The 15,038-nt window shown below is 37.5% G+C and carries 17 protein-coding genes and 1 pseudogene; 7 read left to right on the top strand and 11 right to left on the bottom strand.

The window, feature by feature from the left end; all coding sequences use genetic code 11:
- Window positions 1–215 precede the first annotated feature (215 nt).
- Window positions 216–1,562: a hypothetical protein gene (locus tag NST91_RS21160; protein WP_341332707.1), complete on the bottom strand. Its 1,347-nt coding sequence runs from the start codon at window positions 1,560–1,562 to the stop codon at window positions 216–218.
- Window positions 1,563–1,616: 54 nt separating this feature from the next.
- Window positions 1,617–2,606: a LacI family DNA-binding transcriptional regulator gene (locus NST91_RS21155; protein WP_341332706.1), complete on the bottom strand. Its 990-nt coding sequence runs from the start codon at window positions 2,604–2,606 to the stop codon at window positions 1,617–1,619.
- A gap of 374 nt (window positions 2,607–2,980) precedes the next feature.
- On the opposite strand from NST91_RS21155, the gene NST91_RS21150 reads away from it, so the two are divergent.
- The 5 genes from NST91_RS21150 to larC2 all read left to right on the top strand — a co-directional run bounded on the left by NST91_RS21150 (window position 2,981) and on the right by larC2 (window position 8,174).
- On the top strand, window positions 2,981–4,009 hold the full coding sequence (locus NST91_RS21150) for a TRAP transporter substrate-binding protein (RefSeq protein ID WP_341332705.1): 1,029 nt from the start codon (window positions 2,981–2,983) through the stop codon (window positions 4,007–4,009).
- 268 nt (window positions 4,010–4,277) lie between these two features.
- Window positions 4,278–4,775, top strand: coding sequence for a TRAP transporter small permease (locus NST91_RS21145; protein WP_341332704.1), 498 nt, complete (start codon window positions 4,278–4,280; stop codon window positions 4,773–4,775).
- A gap of 7 nt (window positions 4,776–4,782) precedes the next feature.
- Window positions 4,783–6,063 carry a TRAP transporter large permease gene (locus NST91_RS21140; RefSeq protein WP_341332703.1) on the top strand — a complete coding sequence of 427 codons (1,281 nt, stop codon included), beginning with the start codon at window positions 4,783–4,785 and terminating at the stop codon, window positions 6,061–6,063.
- A 140-nt stretch (window positions 6,064–6,203) separates the two neighbouring features.
- Window positions 6,204–7,604, top strand: a complete 1,401-nt coding sequence (gene uxaC, locus NST91_RS21135; RefSeq protein WP_341332702.1) for a glucuronate isomerase — start codon at window positions 6,204–6,206, stop codon at window positions 7,602–7,604.
- 96 nt (window positions 7,605–7,700) lie between these two features.
- Window positions 7,701–8,174, top strand: coding sequence for a nickel pincer cofactor biosynthesis protein LarC2 (larC2, locus tag NST91_RS21130; RefSeq protein WP_341332701.1), 474 nt, complete (start codon window positions 7,701–7,703; stop codon window positions 8,172–8,174).
- A gap of 164 nt (window positions 8,175–8,338) precedes the next feature.
- Here larC2 and NST91_RS21125 read toward each other — a convergent pair whose 3' ends face one another.
- The 6 genes and pseudogenes from NST91_RS21125 to NST91_RS21100 form a co-directional block, all read right to left on the bottom strand.
- On the bottom strand, window positions 8,339–8,809 hold the full coding sequence (locus NST91_RS21125) for a peptidoglycan-binding domain-containing protein (RefSeq protein WP_341333579.1): 471 nt from the start codon (window positions 8,807–8,809) through the stop codon (window positions 8,339–8,341).
- Window positions 8,810–8,875: 66 nt separating this feature from the next.
- A pseudogene (locus tag NST91_RS21120) lies at window positions 8,876–9,388 on the bottom strand (peptidoglycan recognition protein family protein); the annotation flags it as partial.
- A gap of 156 nt (window positions 9,389–9,544) precedes the next feature.
- Window positions 9,545–9,733 (bottom strand): YfhD family protein, encoded by a 189-nt coding sequence (locus tag NST91_RS21115; protein ID WP_099352817.1) that lies wholly within the window; start codon window positions 9,731–9,733, stop codon window positions 9,545–9,547.
- A 288-nt stretch (window positions 9,734–10,021) separates the two neighbouring features.
- On the bottom strand, window positions 10,022–10,153 hold the full coding sequence (locus NST91_RS21110; protein WP_099352896.1) for a YfhE family protein: 132 nt from the start codon (window positions 10,151–10,153) through the stop codon (window positions 10,022–10,024).
- An 87-nt stretch (window positions 10,154–10,240) separates the two neighbouring features.
- Entirely contained in the window at window positions 10,241–10,798 is a 558-nt protein-coding gene (locus NST91_RS21105) for a GNAT family N-acetyltransferase (protein WP_341332700.1), read from the bottom strand.
- Between the two features lie 327 nt (window positions 10,799–11,125).
- Entirely contained in the window at window positions 11,126–12,034 is a 909-nt protein-coding gene (locus NST91_RS21100) for a TIGR01777 family oxidoreductase (protein WP_341333578.1), read from the bottom strand.
- Window positions 12,035–12,132: 98 nt separating this feature from the next.
- Between NST91_RS21100 and recX the strand changes: the two genes are divergently transcribed.
- Window positions 12,133–12,948, top strand: a complete 816-nt coding sequence (gene recX / locus NST91_RS21095; protein ID WP_341332699.1) for a recombination regulator RecX — start codon at window positions 12,133–12,135, stop codon at window positions 12,946–12,948.
- 1 nt (window position 12,949) lies between these two features.
- On the top strand, window positions 12,950–13,267 hold the full coding sequence (locus tag NST91_RS21090; RefSeq protein ID WP_341332698.1) for a YfhH family protein: 318 nt from the start codon (window positions 12,950–12,952) through the stop codon (window positions 13,265–13,267).
- A gap of 155 nt (window positions 13,268–13,422) precedes the next feature.
- Here the strand turns inward: NST91_RS21090 and NST91_RS21085 are convergent, their stop codons facing one another.
- From NST91_RS21085 to NST91_RS21075, 3 genes are all read right to left on the bottom strand, one after another.
- A complete protein-coding gene (locus NST91_RS21085) occupies window positions 13,423–13,575 on the bottom strand; it encodes a YpzG family protein (protein WP_099352812.1) in 153 nt (50 codons plus the stop codon).
- Window positions 13,576–13,655: 80 nt separating this feature from the next.
- Entirely contained in the window at window positions 13,656–13,814 is a 159-nt protein-coding gene (locus NST91_RS21080) for a small, acid-soluble spore protein K (protein WP_010677476.1), read from the bottom strand.
- Window positions 13,815–14,004: 190 nt separating this feature from the next.
- Complete coding sequence (locus NST91_RS21075; protein ID WP_341332697.1) at window positions 14,005–14,988, bottom strand: metal-dependent hydrolase; 984 nt, start codon at window positions 14,986–14,988, stop codon at window positions 14,005–14,007.
- Window positions 14,989–15,038: the final 50 nt, after the last annotated feature.

The raw sequence follows: 15,038 nt of genomic DNA, 5'->3' as shown, positions 1-15,038 counted from the left end.
GCAAAATACGCCTCTTTATCGGAGTCTCCGACGCACAGGATGTGCTAGTGCCGACAATGCCACAGGACGTGGCGTTGTTGACGGCCAATTTTCTCGTTTCTGTGCAAGCCGCCTCCACATTTCGTTGAGGAGGCTCAATCCACGCCCGCGGAAAGCGTCCACCTGAAGCGGAAATCATTGGTAAAAACAACAAAGTTTGCGAAAACAGCCTTTGTTTATAACAAACATAACGCCATGATTGTACCGACACCACTAAACAGAAAGGCAAATCCTAAATTCCAAAGAGATACCTTATATGAATTGACATGCAATAAATCACCCGTAATCGAAACAGACACATTAAAAGGACCGGCAATCGTAGTCGAAAGCGCAGAAGTAATCATGACTAAACTCAAACTTAACGGATTAACCATCTCCAAAACAGGATCAACAATTGCAATAAGAATAGTCAATGTCACTAGCGGATGAAACCCAGTTAAAGCAAGCCCAAGAAATAACACTTGTATGAACAGAAACAAGAATACTGGATACTGGCTTAAATGTGTAAAAGGCTCCTGTAAATAATCGATAAAGCCCGAATCACCTAAATTTCCTGTGAAAAAACCAACCCCTAAAAAGAGGACCAAATTATCTTTTAAACTAATCGTGCGCCTTTTCCATAACGGAATAGCAAATGTTATATATGACTTCAAGCGTTTAATCGAAATGGCCCAAAAAAATGAGAAGGGGACAATTACAATTGCAATCGTTTGTAGAAACCCCATATCCAAAATGCGATTCACACTCAATATCGCAACCATAAACAAGGCAAGGTAGAAGACAAGTGATATGACCTTTCGTTTCATTTGTCTTTTTGCGGCCTCACCCTCAATCTCCTGACCTTCTTCTGTAAGTTCATATTTTTTAAAGGACAAATAGCCTATCAACCAATTTAATAGAATTAAAATAAATGTAAAAAGTAATAACCATGGTATGACCGTTAAGTATGGAAGATGAGTCGATTCGACAGTTAAAATAACTAACAACTCCATGGGCGAAATGATAATACTAAAAACATATCCCCTTAGCATTGCACGTGAAATAAATTTATTTCGAAGATTTTCTGCCATATGAGAAATATTTTTCAGGATAACTGCCTTAACGAGTGGAAGGGTTGCAAGGTTAAGAAAACCTCCCAATAAAAAGGTAACCATTGATGTTCGACCAAATAACTGCCCCATATTTTGAATACGGACTTTTAAAAGTTTACTAACTTGCTGATCGTATCGTCCCACGATAATTATCGAGTTGATAAAAGGCAGAACATAAAAGATAGCTAATAAGGGAACCATGGATGTAGCATACAATGGTAACTCTGTAATTTCCCTACCTTCAAGGAAAAATACTAGAATACCAATCCCTACAAAAAGAATACTAATAACCCTGAATAATAGAGAAGATCCTTTAATAGAAAAAAGCCACGCAAGAATGGATAGCATTCCCATTCCTGTCGTAACCCATAAAGAATCAACTATTAAACTTAAAAAATAAAACAAAAACAATAGACTATATAGAACAATCATGATTTTCTCCTTGTTGTAAAAATAAACAATGGCTAGACAATCATCCTAGCCATCTCATAGTAGTATTCCAGCCTGAGCACACGAGACCCGTTCATTTATTCTCGGGTTTAATTGTTTAAGAATAGGTGTTGTATCCTTCGTTTTTATTTGAGTTATTAGAGTTTCAACCATATTACAAGCAATTTCATCCACGGGGACCCCGATACTCGTTAATGGAATTTCCAGATTTCCCATTTGTGAGATATTATCGTAACTCATAACGGAAATATCCTTTGGGATAATTAAGTTCGCCTCACGAAGTGCGCGAACAATTCCTGCGCTAATATCATAACTTGAACCAATAATTGCAGTAGGTCTATTAGGAGAGTTCAACAAACGCTTAGTTGCTAAATATCCATCATACCAATTAAGTCCTGCCGTGTTTACTAAATTTTCATTTGTAATCGGGAGATTTAGGCTATTCATTGCTTTTTTTATGCCGTAGTATTTTTCTAATTGTCGATCATCGATAGGTGAGAAATCGCCAAGATAAGCGATGTTTCTATGCCCAAGATTATATAAATATTCAACAGACATTTTCATGGCCCTTTGATAGCTGACATCAATCACAGTATGTTTTTTGTTTCTTCCAACACCGTAAGTCACTATTGGAATTGAAACCGTATCTAAAATACTATGGTTATGTTCATCAAACACAAGAACCCCATCTACTTGATACCGTTTGAACAACTCAAGCGAATCCTCAATACAATCAATTGATAATATCATAGAATAGGAGTTTGATTTAATTTCCTCATTGATTCTAGTAACCAATGTAGACGGAGCAATCCGTTCTAGAGTCGGCCAAATCAATCCAATTACTTTTGTTTGTTTAGAAACAAGGCTTTGTGCAGCAAAATTAGGTTTATATCCTAACTCCTTGGCAATTTTCATAATCTTTGTCTTTGTATCCGGTTTAACTAGTGGGCTATCGTTCAACGCTTTTGAAACAGTAGAGTAACTAACACCAGCTACCCGTGCAATATCCTTAATCGTAATATTCATAGAAGTCACCTATAGATTATTTTTTTATTTTAATATGTTGTTCATGTAAATTTCATTTAACAACGTTATTATTTTTTTAACAAATTTATAGCTTATTTATCTAATATTTTCACAGGTTTCCACTATATTGTCAACGTTTACAAAACTGTATATTTAGAATTCGACAAAAAAAGACTTGAAAACTACAATAATTTAATTTATGATGTAGTAGAAATAACAACGTTGTTATTTTGCTGAAGTCTATAACACAAATGAAAGCGATTGCCAGTTGCTTTCGATTTTTTTTCATAACATATGAAAGCGTTTCATATGGGAAGTTAAGTATTATAGACTTTGAAACCAAAAATAAAACACACCAGAGGGGGAAGCTTTTTATGAAGAAAAAAGGCTTAGCAGTTCTATCTATGTCCTTTATGCTTGCAGGCTTATTAGCAGCTTGTGGCGGAGGAGATGATTCAGCTACTAAAACTAGTGGCGGTGGAGATGGCGATGCAAAAGATCCTATCGTTTTAAAATTAGCAGACAACCAACCTGAGGATTATCCAACAGTTGTAGGGGATAAAGAGTTTGCGAAATTAGTAGAAGAGAAAACTAATGGACAAGTTAAAGTTGAAGTGTACGCGGGTGGCCAGCTTGGAGACGAGAAGAGCGTTATCGAGCAAGTTCAATTAGGTACAATCGACTTTGCACGTGTTAATGCAAGTCCACTTGCTGAATTCTCTAAAGATTTAGGTGTTCTTTCAATGCCTTACCTATTTAGAGATGCAGACCATATGTGGAGTGTATTAAATGGTGAAATCGGTGAGGATTTATTAGCTGGTATGGAAGAAGCGAATATGAGAGGTCTAGTATTCTATGATTCTGGTAGCCGTAACTTCTATAACTCAAAACACCCAGTTGAAAAGCCAGAAGATTTAAAGGGTCTTAAGATTCGTGTTCAACAATCTGCTCTAGTAGTAGACATGGTAGAATCACTTGGTGCATCTGCAACTCCAATGGCGTACGAAGAGGTATATTCTGGTCTTCAAACAGGTGTTATCGATGGTGCTGAAAACAACTATCCAAGTTACTATTCAGTAAATCACTATGAAGTTGCAAAATACTTTACTTTAGATGCTCACTCACGCGTTCCTGAAATTTTAATGATTTCTTCTAAGGTATGGAACGATTTAAGTGAAGAACATCAAAAAGCAATCAAAGAAGCTGCAATGGAATCACAAGAAGCTCAAAAAACTGCTTGGGCAGATCTAGAAAATGAAGCAAAAGAAAAAGTAGAAGCTGCAGGTAATGAAGTAGTTGAAATTACAGATACTACTCCATGGCGTGAAGCTGTACAACCTGTTTATGACAAACATGGTGGCGCATACAAAGAAAATATTGAAAAAATCGAAGCGGTAGAATAATTATCTATCAAGCTTTTGGTGGCAAATTCTCCCTTAAGATGATGGTCTTGAGGGAGGGGTGCCCCTCATATAGTTTAGTATGACTTCATTTGTTGAAAGCAAAGAATATAAATTTTCTAACACGGAAAATGATGTGTTTGGGTTAGTTAAAAAGGTAATGAAAAGCTTCGTTAGTTTTTTAACGAATACAGAAAGTATTATGCAACTACTGCTTTGCTTTCATCTGAGGCTCGACAATCATCGGGTTTGCTTTAAGGAGGCTAGTTAAATGGAACGGTTTAAAAAAATCAAAAGTATGTTTGATAACGGGATTGACAATATAAATGTTATTTTCATAGCATTAATGACCGTTATTGTTGCTGCAACAGTTTTTACAAGATATTTTTTCAGCTATACTCCCCGTTGGTCCTCGGAGGTGTCAATGCTACTACTAGTGTGGGTAAGTTTCATCGGAATCGCTGTTGGTTTCAGAGATAAACTCCATATTGGTGTAGGTGCATTAGTTGCGTTATTTCCAAAAAAGGTCCAAACATTATGTGATATTATCGCAAAAATTTTAGTAATTATTGTTGCCATTATATTTATTGTTTACGGAATTAGGTTTACAACATTGATGGGCGAATCCACAATGGCAGGAACTGGGTTACCGCAAAGTGTTTTATACGCAGCAATCCCTGTTTCAGGAATTTTAATGCTAATTTACGGCATCGAGCTATTGTTTAAAAAGGGTATGCACCAAGAATGGGATGAACAGATAGAGGAGTGAGTTATAAATGGAAGTATTAGTATTATTAGGAAGCTTTGTTCTTCTACTACTTATACGCGTTCCTGTTGCACTAAGTTTAATAGTGTCATCATTTTTAACAGGAATTTATATGGATATAGATTTAGCAGCATTAGTACAACGTATGGTAGGCGGACTTAATTCATTCTCACTCCTTGCGATTCCTTTCTTTATTTTAGCAGGAGAAATAATGAATGAAGGCGGTATTTCTAGACGCTTAATTAACTTAGCTAACGTTATGATTGGTAAGGTTCGTGGTGGACTAGCCATGGTTAACGTATTGGCAAGTACATTCTTCGGCGGAATTTCAGGGTCTGCAGTTGCAGACGTATCTTCAATCGGATCTGTTTTAATTCCAATGATGAAAAAGGCAAAATATGATTCAGATTATGCTGTAAACGTAACAATTTCCAGTGCAGCACAAGGGGTTATGATCCCACCAAGTCATAACATGATTATTTATTCTACTGCTGCAGGTGGAGTTTCTGTAGGCGCTTTATTTATGGGTGGAATTGTACCAGGTATCTTATTAGGATTAATTCTAATGGTTGTAACATATATTATTGCGGTAAAACGTAACTATCCAAAAGGTGAACCTGTTAAAAGAGAAGAGATTCCAAAAATTATTCGCGAAGGTTTATTAGGTCTTTTAACGGCTGTTATCATCATCGGTGGTATTGTAAGTGGTATCTTCACAGCTACTGAGTCAGCTGCGATTGGTGTAGTATATGCATTTATTATTACATTCTTCGTTTATCGTGATATTCCGCTTTCAAGAATGCGTATTATCTTAGTAAGAACATCTAAAACATTAGCAATGGTACTATTCTTAATCGCTTCATCATCAGCGTTTGGATGGCTTTTAGCATTATTAAAAGTTCCAGCAATGGTTACAGAGGGACTTCTTGCATTCTCGCCTAATGACATTGTAACATTATTGCTTATCAACTTAATTTTACTAGTTCTTGGTATGTTTATGGACATGGCTCCACTTATCTTAATTGCGACTCCTATTTTATTACCTGTTGCTACTGCAGCTGGCATGGATCCAGTACAGTTTGGTGTAGTGCTCATTTTAAACCTAGCAATTGGCTTAATTACACCACCAGTAGGAACCTGTCTCTTTGTAGGTTGTGCAATTGGACAAATACCAATAGAGAAAACACTCAAGGGAATGGCACCATTCTATTTAGCGATGATTGTAACCTTACTTTTAGTTACATTCGTTCCACAGTTTTCACTATTCTTACCAGATCTACTAATAGAATAAAAAAATGGGGTGTCTTTTTAGATACCCCTTTGCCGTTGGAACTTTAATATTAAGGTAAAAACGCAAAGGCATTAATTGATTATCTCCCCACTATTGGGTTACTATAAGTAAGTAAAATTTAAAAAAGCAGGTGGACAAAAATGAAAAAATTTATGGATGAAACATTCTTGTTGTCAAACGACACTGCGGTAGCTTTGTACAATAACTTTGCAAAGGACATGCCAATCATTGATTATCACTGCCACTTAAGCCCACAAGAAATTTATGAAAACAAAACTTTCAAAAATATTACCGAAGCATGGCTATATGGCGACCACTATAAGTGGAGAGCAATGAGAGCAAATGGTATTGAAGAAGAGTACGTAACAGGAAATGCTTCTGATTATGATAAATTTGTTGCTTGGGCAAAAACAGTTCCAATGACAATTGGAAACCCATTGTTCAACTGGACTCATTTAGAACTTCAACGTTTCTTTGATGTACATGAAATCTTAAACGAAAAATCTGCTCCTGCTATTTGGGAAAATGTAAATAGCAAGTTAACCGGAGAAGGATTCGGTGCAAGAGACCTCATTAAAAAATCAAATGTAGAAGTCGTTTGTACGACTGACGATCCAACAGACTCATTAGAATATCACAAGCTTATTGCTGAAGATTCAAGCTTTGATGTAAAAGTATTACCAAGCTTCCGACCAGACAAAGGTTTAGAAATCAACCAAGACACTTTTGTTAGTTGGGTGAAAAAACTAAGTGAAGTATCTGGTGTTGGGATTTCAAATTATGATGATTTCTTAACTGCGCTAGAGAACAGAATTGAATTCTTCCATTCACTTGGTGGCCGAGTATCTGACCATGCTATTAACACAATGATGTATGAGCATACAACAAAAGAAGAAGCTGCAGCGTCATTTGAAAAAGCAATCAAAGGTGAAAAAGTTTCAATTGAGGATGAAATTAAGTATAAATCCTACACACTCGTTTTCTTAGGGAAAGAATATGCAAAACGCGACTGGGCGATGCAATTACATATTCATGCGTTACGTAACAACAACACAAGAATGTTTGGAAAATTAGGAGCAGACACTGGTTATGATAGCATCAATGATGGTGAACTAGCACGTCCATTAAACCAATTACTAGATGCACTAGATACAGAAGATGCTCTACCAAAAACCATTCTTTACTCTTTAAATCCAAACGATAACTACATCCTTGGTACAACAATTGGTAACTTCCAAGGCGGAGGAAAACCAGGTAAAATGCAATTCGGAACTGCTTGGTGGTTCAATGATCAAAAAGAAGGAATGCTCGAGCAAATGAAAGCATTAGCGAACCTTGGCTTATTCAGCCGTTTCATCGGTATGCTTACTGACTCTAGAAGCTTCCTATCTTACACTAGACACGAGTATTTCCGTCGTTTAGTGTGTAACTTAATTGGAGAATGGGTTGAAGACGGAGAAGTTCCAAACGACATGGATTTACTAGGAGATGTCGTAAAAGGAATCTGCTACCAAAACGCAAAAGACTACTTTGAGTTTTAAAAAACACGAATGGATAGCTCGCCAATTGGCGGGCTATTTTTATCGCCTAATGTTATACTAGCGATAGTCTATTTTTGCAGGAAAGGGTAGGGAATTATGGAAAAAAAACTTCCTCCAAATCATGAGCATATCGACAGCGAGATGATCAAGCTCGAGGTAAACCTCGATAATATGTCTGGTGAATGGTTAGGCTATGTCATGGATTTATTATTTGATGCTGGAGCAAATGACGTTTATTATACTCCTATTTATATGAAGAAAAACAGACCAGCTGTCCTTCTACAGCTTCTTTGCGCCAAAGGCAAATTAGACAAAATGAAAGCTATTTTGTTTTCGGAAACAACGACGCTTGGATTACGGTATTACCCACTATCCGTTCATCGACTTGAACGAACTTTTACGGAAGTTATCACAAAATGGGGCAAAATTACCGTGAAAGAAGGGGTTTTCGAAGGGGAATCCGTTCAAAAGTCTCCAGAATATGAAGATTGCCGCCGGATTGCAGAAGAAAATGGCATTCCATTGAAAAAAGTATATGAAGAGGTTTGGAAAGAGATCAATCAACGGTAAAATCTCTTGGTTTATGGCTGATAGCAAACTGTTTATGGCTGTTAATTAGATTTTATGGCTGTTAATTTGTTTTTTTGGCCGTTAGCCCATCGCTTATGGCTGATAGCTCAATTTACGAAAAAATAACGATATCCAACAAATAAAAACCCACTGAAGCCAGTGGGTTACATATCATTTAATTCCATCTGAATATATTTCTTAGTATTTGGTCCATATATCCCATCGTCTTTTAAAGCAGCATACATCGATTGAAATCTTCTAACTGCATCTTCCGTTAATGGACCATAACTGCCATCAATCATTTTAGGATCAAAGTTAATATGCTTTAAAGCACGTTGGATCATACGAACTTCTTCACCTTTGTCACCACGTTTCCAAACTCCATTAGGGAGTGGAAACTCGTCGTCGGTAGAATTGTTCTGTTTAATGACTTCTTCAAGCTTTCTTAATGTGGCTGGCCCAACTAGCCCATCCACAGCTAGCCCATATCGTTTTTGGAAGCGCATGACTGCATTTTCGGTTGCAGGGCCGAAGCTTCCATCAGCACCATATGGAGACATTGAATAACCAGCTTTAATTAAGTCTTCTTGAATTTCCTTTACGAATGGACCTGTATTTCCTCTTCGAATTGGCAACCGCGTTGATACTCCTGCAACGACAGGCTTCGGATTGCTAGTAGGTACACCCTTAAAATCACGATTAAATGACTCTTGTACATCATGAATAAATTCTTCCCAAGAAACGCCATGTGGGCGCAATGCATTTTGTGGATCTGATCTTCTAGAAGGGTCTAATGTGCTATGTGCCACAATATGTTTTTTTGGATCTAAATTAAATTTGTCACACAAATAAGCATGGTACCACACATATCGATTATATGCCTCTTGGAAATTAATTTTCCCTCCATGGCAAAGCTCTACACCAATTGCTGCGTCATTTGCATTATCACCAAAACGCTGATTGTCAGCCGTAATATTGTAACGAACATGCCATGCTTTTTCGTTGAGGGGGATTATTTCTAAAACGTATTTATCATCAATGAAAGTGTGTGCAGAAGCACTTGGCTGTGAACGGTCAAAATAATTTCGATTTCCATAAGCAGTAGACCCAGGATTCCCTGTATCATGACTTACGATAAATCTCACCTTTGAAATCTTTTGCCCGGATCGTGAATTTCCCAAACGAATATAATCTCTTGTAATTGAATACTCCATTTCATTCACCTCCATGAATTGTGAGTATTGGCAATCGATTTATTTTATGCGCTACGAGTTTGTACTGTGCTAAAAATATGTATAAGAGGGAAAAGGGGGACTGTATTTAGCAAAAAAAAACCGAAGGACGTTTTCCTTCGGTTATGGACACATTACCTATTTCTTTTTTCGTTTTTTCGCTCTCGCATCTGCTGCATTTGAGCGTGCTTGCGCTTCTAAATCGTCTTGGTCAGCAAGTTCACGTGAGAACTCGACATCACGACCATCTGATTTCATGTTTTGTGGAACTTGTGGTAAGTTCCCTTTGTTTTTATCTCGTGATTTTTGTCCTCTTGATCTGCCCATTCTCAACACCATCCTAGATAATAGTGGAGAGGTTACAAACGCAACCTGCTCAATTATAGGATGACCTTGAAAACTTACTTCATAAGTGGAAGATACTGAACATTATTCAACTTAAGGTTTCCGTATAAAAACAATGTCTGTATATATGAAGGCTAAAAGAACTAGATAAAATTAGCCTGCCTGAATAATGTTCGCCTCCGGCGGATGCCACAGATTTTTCGATGGAAGATTTTCGAGCAAGTTTGAAAAAAATCTGTGATCAGATACGCCAAGGCGTATTTGATTATGTTAATGTCTAGCCTGCTTTTTGGTATACCCACCGGCTTGGTCAGCCATTTTAAAATCCCTAGAATATGAAACCTCTTGCATGCTGCTTAAAGTGCTTTTTGACTTATTGTCACGCTTTTTTTCTTTTGCCATCAAAGATTCCTCGCTTTCTAAGTAATATAGTATTAGTTTATCCATTCCAAAAAAATCCAAACAAAAAACCCGTTGAAAATAACGGGTTTAAGCTTCTCTTAAATGTTCTTCTTCAGTACTCTGTCCTACACGTAAGGTATGCAATGTATATAAATCTTTGGAAACCTCAAAAAGGTTAAAAATATCACCATCAGCATTGATTTGGTCAAGTAATGACTTTCTCGTTTCATTGGCGAATGACACAAAAGGTAGCTTTTGAACAGCTTTTGTTGAGCGATGGTTTACTTTCTTAACTCTCATAAAGATTGTTTCAATACCAAGCTCAAAAAAGAGTTCTGCAAAAAATGCATCCTTTGCTGCTTGATTGTAGCCTTTTCCATGGAATGGTTTGCCAAGCCAAGTACCAAGGAAACCTGCATTGTCTTCAATGTCATATAAATTAATCGTTCCGATCGGAGAGCCCCACTCGTCTAAAATAGTACGTGAAATCAATTCACCACGCTCTTCTGCTTCAATCGTTTGCTTTGTTACAAATAAAAACTCTTCATAGGAATAAGCCTTTTGACGCACAAATGGGAAGACATCTGGGTGCACCAGTAATTCATAAAGCGCGAGACAATCCTGAAGTTCACGTTTTTTTAGCATCAGTTTCCCCTCCAGATGAGGACAGACCAGACCTGTGGCAGGATCCACCCTCGAAATTTTTTGTATTGATAAAAAATTTCGGGGTGGGAATCGAACCCACTAGAACCAGTGAAACTGGTGGCGCACCATTTGCCTTCCCTAAAGTTAGCCAACTTGAATTAGCCAATTTTAAGTTTGTATTTTATTGTTGTGTAATACTTTTTTTACTTCACTCTAGGTATCATACTCGAAACTTTTGTAAAAATAAATAGGTTTTTTGTGAAAATTTTGTATCAAATTTTTGGTAATTTCGACGGTTTTGTAAAGACCTTGCTGAATCATGTCGAATCAACCTTTTAAAATTTGACTCAATGCCTGTTCTACTGTTTTAAAAGTAAAAGAGAACCCATGCTCTTCAAGTTTTGTTGGTAACACTTTTTGTCCCTTTAATACCAAGATGCTCATCTCACCGAGTAAAACCTCTAAGACAAACCCGGGTACTGGAAGCCAATGTGGTCGATGTATAACAGCTCCGATGGTTTGACCAAAGTGTTTCATTTGCATGGGTTGTGGTGCAGTGAAATTAACTGATCCGTGGACGGATGTATGGTGTAAAAGAAAATCAATTCCTTTTACAACATCATCAATATGAATCCATGATAACCACTGTTTTCCAGAGCCGATCGTGCCTCCGATGAATAAATGATAAGGTAATACCATTCGTGTAAGAGCACCACCGTCCTCACCAAGAACAACGCCAAACCGTAAGAAACAAGTTCGGACACCTAGGTCAGTTGCTTTCTTTGCTTCGTCTTCCCAAGCAATAACAGTCTTTGCTAGAAAATCACTGCCATCTTGCGTAGAATCTTCTGTAAAAGTGTCGGTCTCTGAAGTCCCATAAATTCCAATTGCACTTGCATTCAACAAGACTTCCGGCTTTTTAGGCAAGGAAGAGAGTATACGAAGAACTTCCTTTGTTGCCGTTATCCGACTTTCTGTTATTCTTTTTTTACGAATCTCTGTCCATCTACCACTATTCAACGATTCACCAGCGAGATTAATCATAGCATCTAGACCTTGTAGTTGGTTTTCTGGGGAACTTGTTGCTGTTAGCCATTCAACATAATGAAGGTTAGGGTGGTGACTTGTATAGGTAGTATTTCTCGTTAAAATATATACTTCATGATTTTGATCCAAAAGAAAATCGGTAAGCTTTTTTCCGACAAAGCCAGTTCCACCAGCAATCGCAATCTTCATTAGTTTCTTCCTTTCCATGCCTTTTCCTACATAATTCAATAAGTTTTCCATTTATCCTCTAAATTTCTGTGCTACTATAAAGGGGAGGTGTAATTGATATGGCCATTATAGCGAAAATCACAACTCAAAAGAAAAATACAGAGCGATTTAATATTTTTCTTGATCACGGGAAGGGCGAAGAATATGCTTTTAGTGTTGATCAGGATATTCTTATTTCTTTTCAGCTAAAAAAAGGGATGGAGCTTGATGAGTTAGACATTTCGGAAATACAGTTTGAGGATGAAGTGAAAAAAGCCTTTAATTTGGCATTGAATTTTTTATCCTATAGAATGCGTTCGACGAAGGAAGTCATTGATTACCTTAAGAAAAAAGAAGTCGATGAACCAATTATTCCAGACGTGATTCATAAACTTGCTGAATATAAATACATTAATGATGAGGAATTTGCGAGAGCGTATGTCCAAACACAAATTAATACAACCACAAAGGGCCCTGAGGTAATTAAACAAGAACTATTTGAAAAAGGAATTGAACAGGACATTTTATTGAAAAGTCTTGCCCTTTTTACGATGGACGAGCAAGTCGAAAAAGCCATAAAGTTAATTTCAAAAACGATCCCAAAAAACAATAAAGCTTCAGAGCGTCAAACAAAACAAAAAATCGAGCAAACCCTTCAAAGAAAAGGTTATTCGTGGGACGTCATTCAAATCGCCATGGAAGAAGCGTCGATTGAGAAGGACACAGATGAAGAGTGGGGAGCCCTCGAGCATCATGGAATGAAGGCTCATAGAAAATTTGATAAATTAGATGGATGGGAATACGAACAAAAAATGAAACAAGCCCTTTTTCGCAAAGGCTTTGACTTAGATATGATTGAAAAATTCATCACTCACATAAAGGATGGAGAGAACTAACATGCAAGAAAAACGATACAGCCAAATGACAGAATTTGAATTAAGGCAGGAAATTGCTGGCTTAAAGGAACAAGCCCGAAAAGCAGAACAGCTTGGCATTGTAAATGAACTTGCTGTGCTCGAACGAAAAGCTTCTATGGCAAAAGCATATCTCCTTAATCCAGCGGATTACAAACCTGGAGAAACATATGAAATAGATGGCGATCCTGGCAGTTATTTTAAAATCGACTACATCAACGGTGTGTTTGCTTGGGGACATCGAATGAGCCAAGAGGGCAAGGAAGAAGCATTACCGATTTCATTGCTTATTAAAGAATAATAAAAACCAGAGAGAAACGATCTCTCTGGTTTTTATTATTGTCTAGCTGCATCGCCTAGCCCCTCGAGGTCACAAGCCATTCCATCAAGAAGGTTAAAGAACAAGCCGGCCCGTCTTGTGCTTGTCGGGGCTGACAAGCCGCTTCACTTTTCTAATTATGATTGTTTTCTTGTTTGATGCTCCAATATAATGAGATTTTGTGTCCGTCTTGTTTCACCATTTACCTGTGCCCATGCATGTTTTGGATTTGCCCATGCTTGTTGGAAAGGATTGTTGTATTCATTTCGTTTATAGCCTTTTTTACCCATTATACGCACCTCCAAGTTATACTCGAATCGATTTAGGCCAACATGATGTGGCGTTCTTAGTCTTTGGTCTGATCCCTAAGTTAAAAATCGTGTCGCTCACTTGAAGCCTTCATTCGTTCTTGTGGATGTGTGTTAATGGAACCATCTGCTCTTGTTGAAGCGTATTCTGCCTTTGCTCTAGGCTCACCCTGAAACTTATTACGATTCTGGTTTGGGAATCCTCGTTTTTTGTTCCGCATGCGAATACCTCCTATAGAAGCAAAATTGGATATCGTGCAAAAAGGGAGTTCTCTCCTTTAAACACGTATTACTAGTATGGAGTTCTTGACCTCTTATGATGTAAAATGGAGAACGTGAATTAATGGTAATCCTTATCAAGTAATTGGAAGTAAATAAGCCCCATAACAACATTGTTATGGGGGGAATGGTTTAACTCGGGATGAGCTCTAGTTTTTTACGGAGTTTTTCTTCGCTGAAAATCCAGCCAGTATAGGATGTTATAATATTTAAATCAAGATCCAGCTGTACAACCGCAACAAATGGATAATGTCCCTTGCTTCGATATCTTAAGTCAATAAAGCGAACTTCATAATAATCATCATACTCATCAACTTCCCATCGATAAACGGGTGAGAAGTGGAGGAATGCAGCAAGGTTCTTGTCCTTTATTGCAGCATTTATAACAGGTGTATCAGGAATTGGGCGTTTAACAAATTGATCATGTAAAATAAGTTCGTTGTTTACAGAGCGAGCAACATAAAAATATTTCTCTGTTATGACGGCAATATGCCATTGACTGAAACGATAGGTTGGAGAAATAATAACCTCTGTGATTTTTTCATCGATTTTGGCACGAACGGCTGCTTCAACCTTATTTCGCATTCGAAATCGAATGATATAATAAACCAGAAGGATTGCATATACGGAAAAGAATGTTACTCCTGGGTGCAGCCCAAACTTCCACACGATAATACCTACTAAATGCATGAGGAAGATAAAGGGGTCAAATGTATTAATAACACCTAATGCTACCCACTTGTGAGAAAAAGGCCGTAACGCTTGCGTTCCATATGCATTAAAAATATCGACAAATACATGGAGAATGACACCAATAAAGGTCCACATCCATAAAGATAATAGATTCGCTTCTGGGTAAAAGAATAAAAGGGCTCCAGTAATCAATATCGGCCAAAGTAAAACCGCTGGTATGGAATGTGTAATTCCTCTGTGATTTTTTATATAATGAGCATTGTTTCGTAATTTAAGTATCGTATCAAGGTCTGGTGCTTGCGAACCAATTAACGTTCCTAGGATCACGGCATGAGTAGTAGCGGGGTTAACCGTAACATGTGGGTCAAGTGTGGCAATGCCACCTAAAGCAAAACCCATAACGATATGTGTTCCTGTATCCAAAATGGGACCTCCTTTTTCGAACTTGTCTAGCTTCAGCGCCTAGCCTCTAG

This window comes from Ferdinandcohnia sp. FSL W7-1320 (assembly GCF_038050315.1).
Lineage (GTDB): Bacteria > Bacillota > Bacilli > Bacillales > Bacillaceae_L > Ferdinandcohnia > Ferdinandcohnia aciditolerans.
Note: the sequence above shows the minus strand (reverse complement) of the source record. Positions and strands in the feature narration are given on the sequence as shown.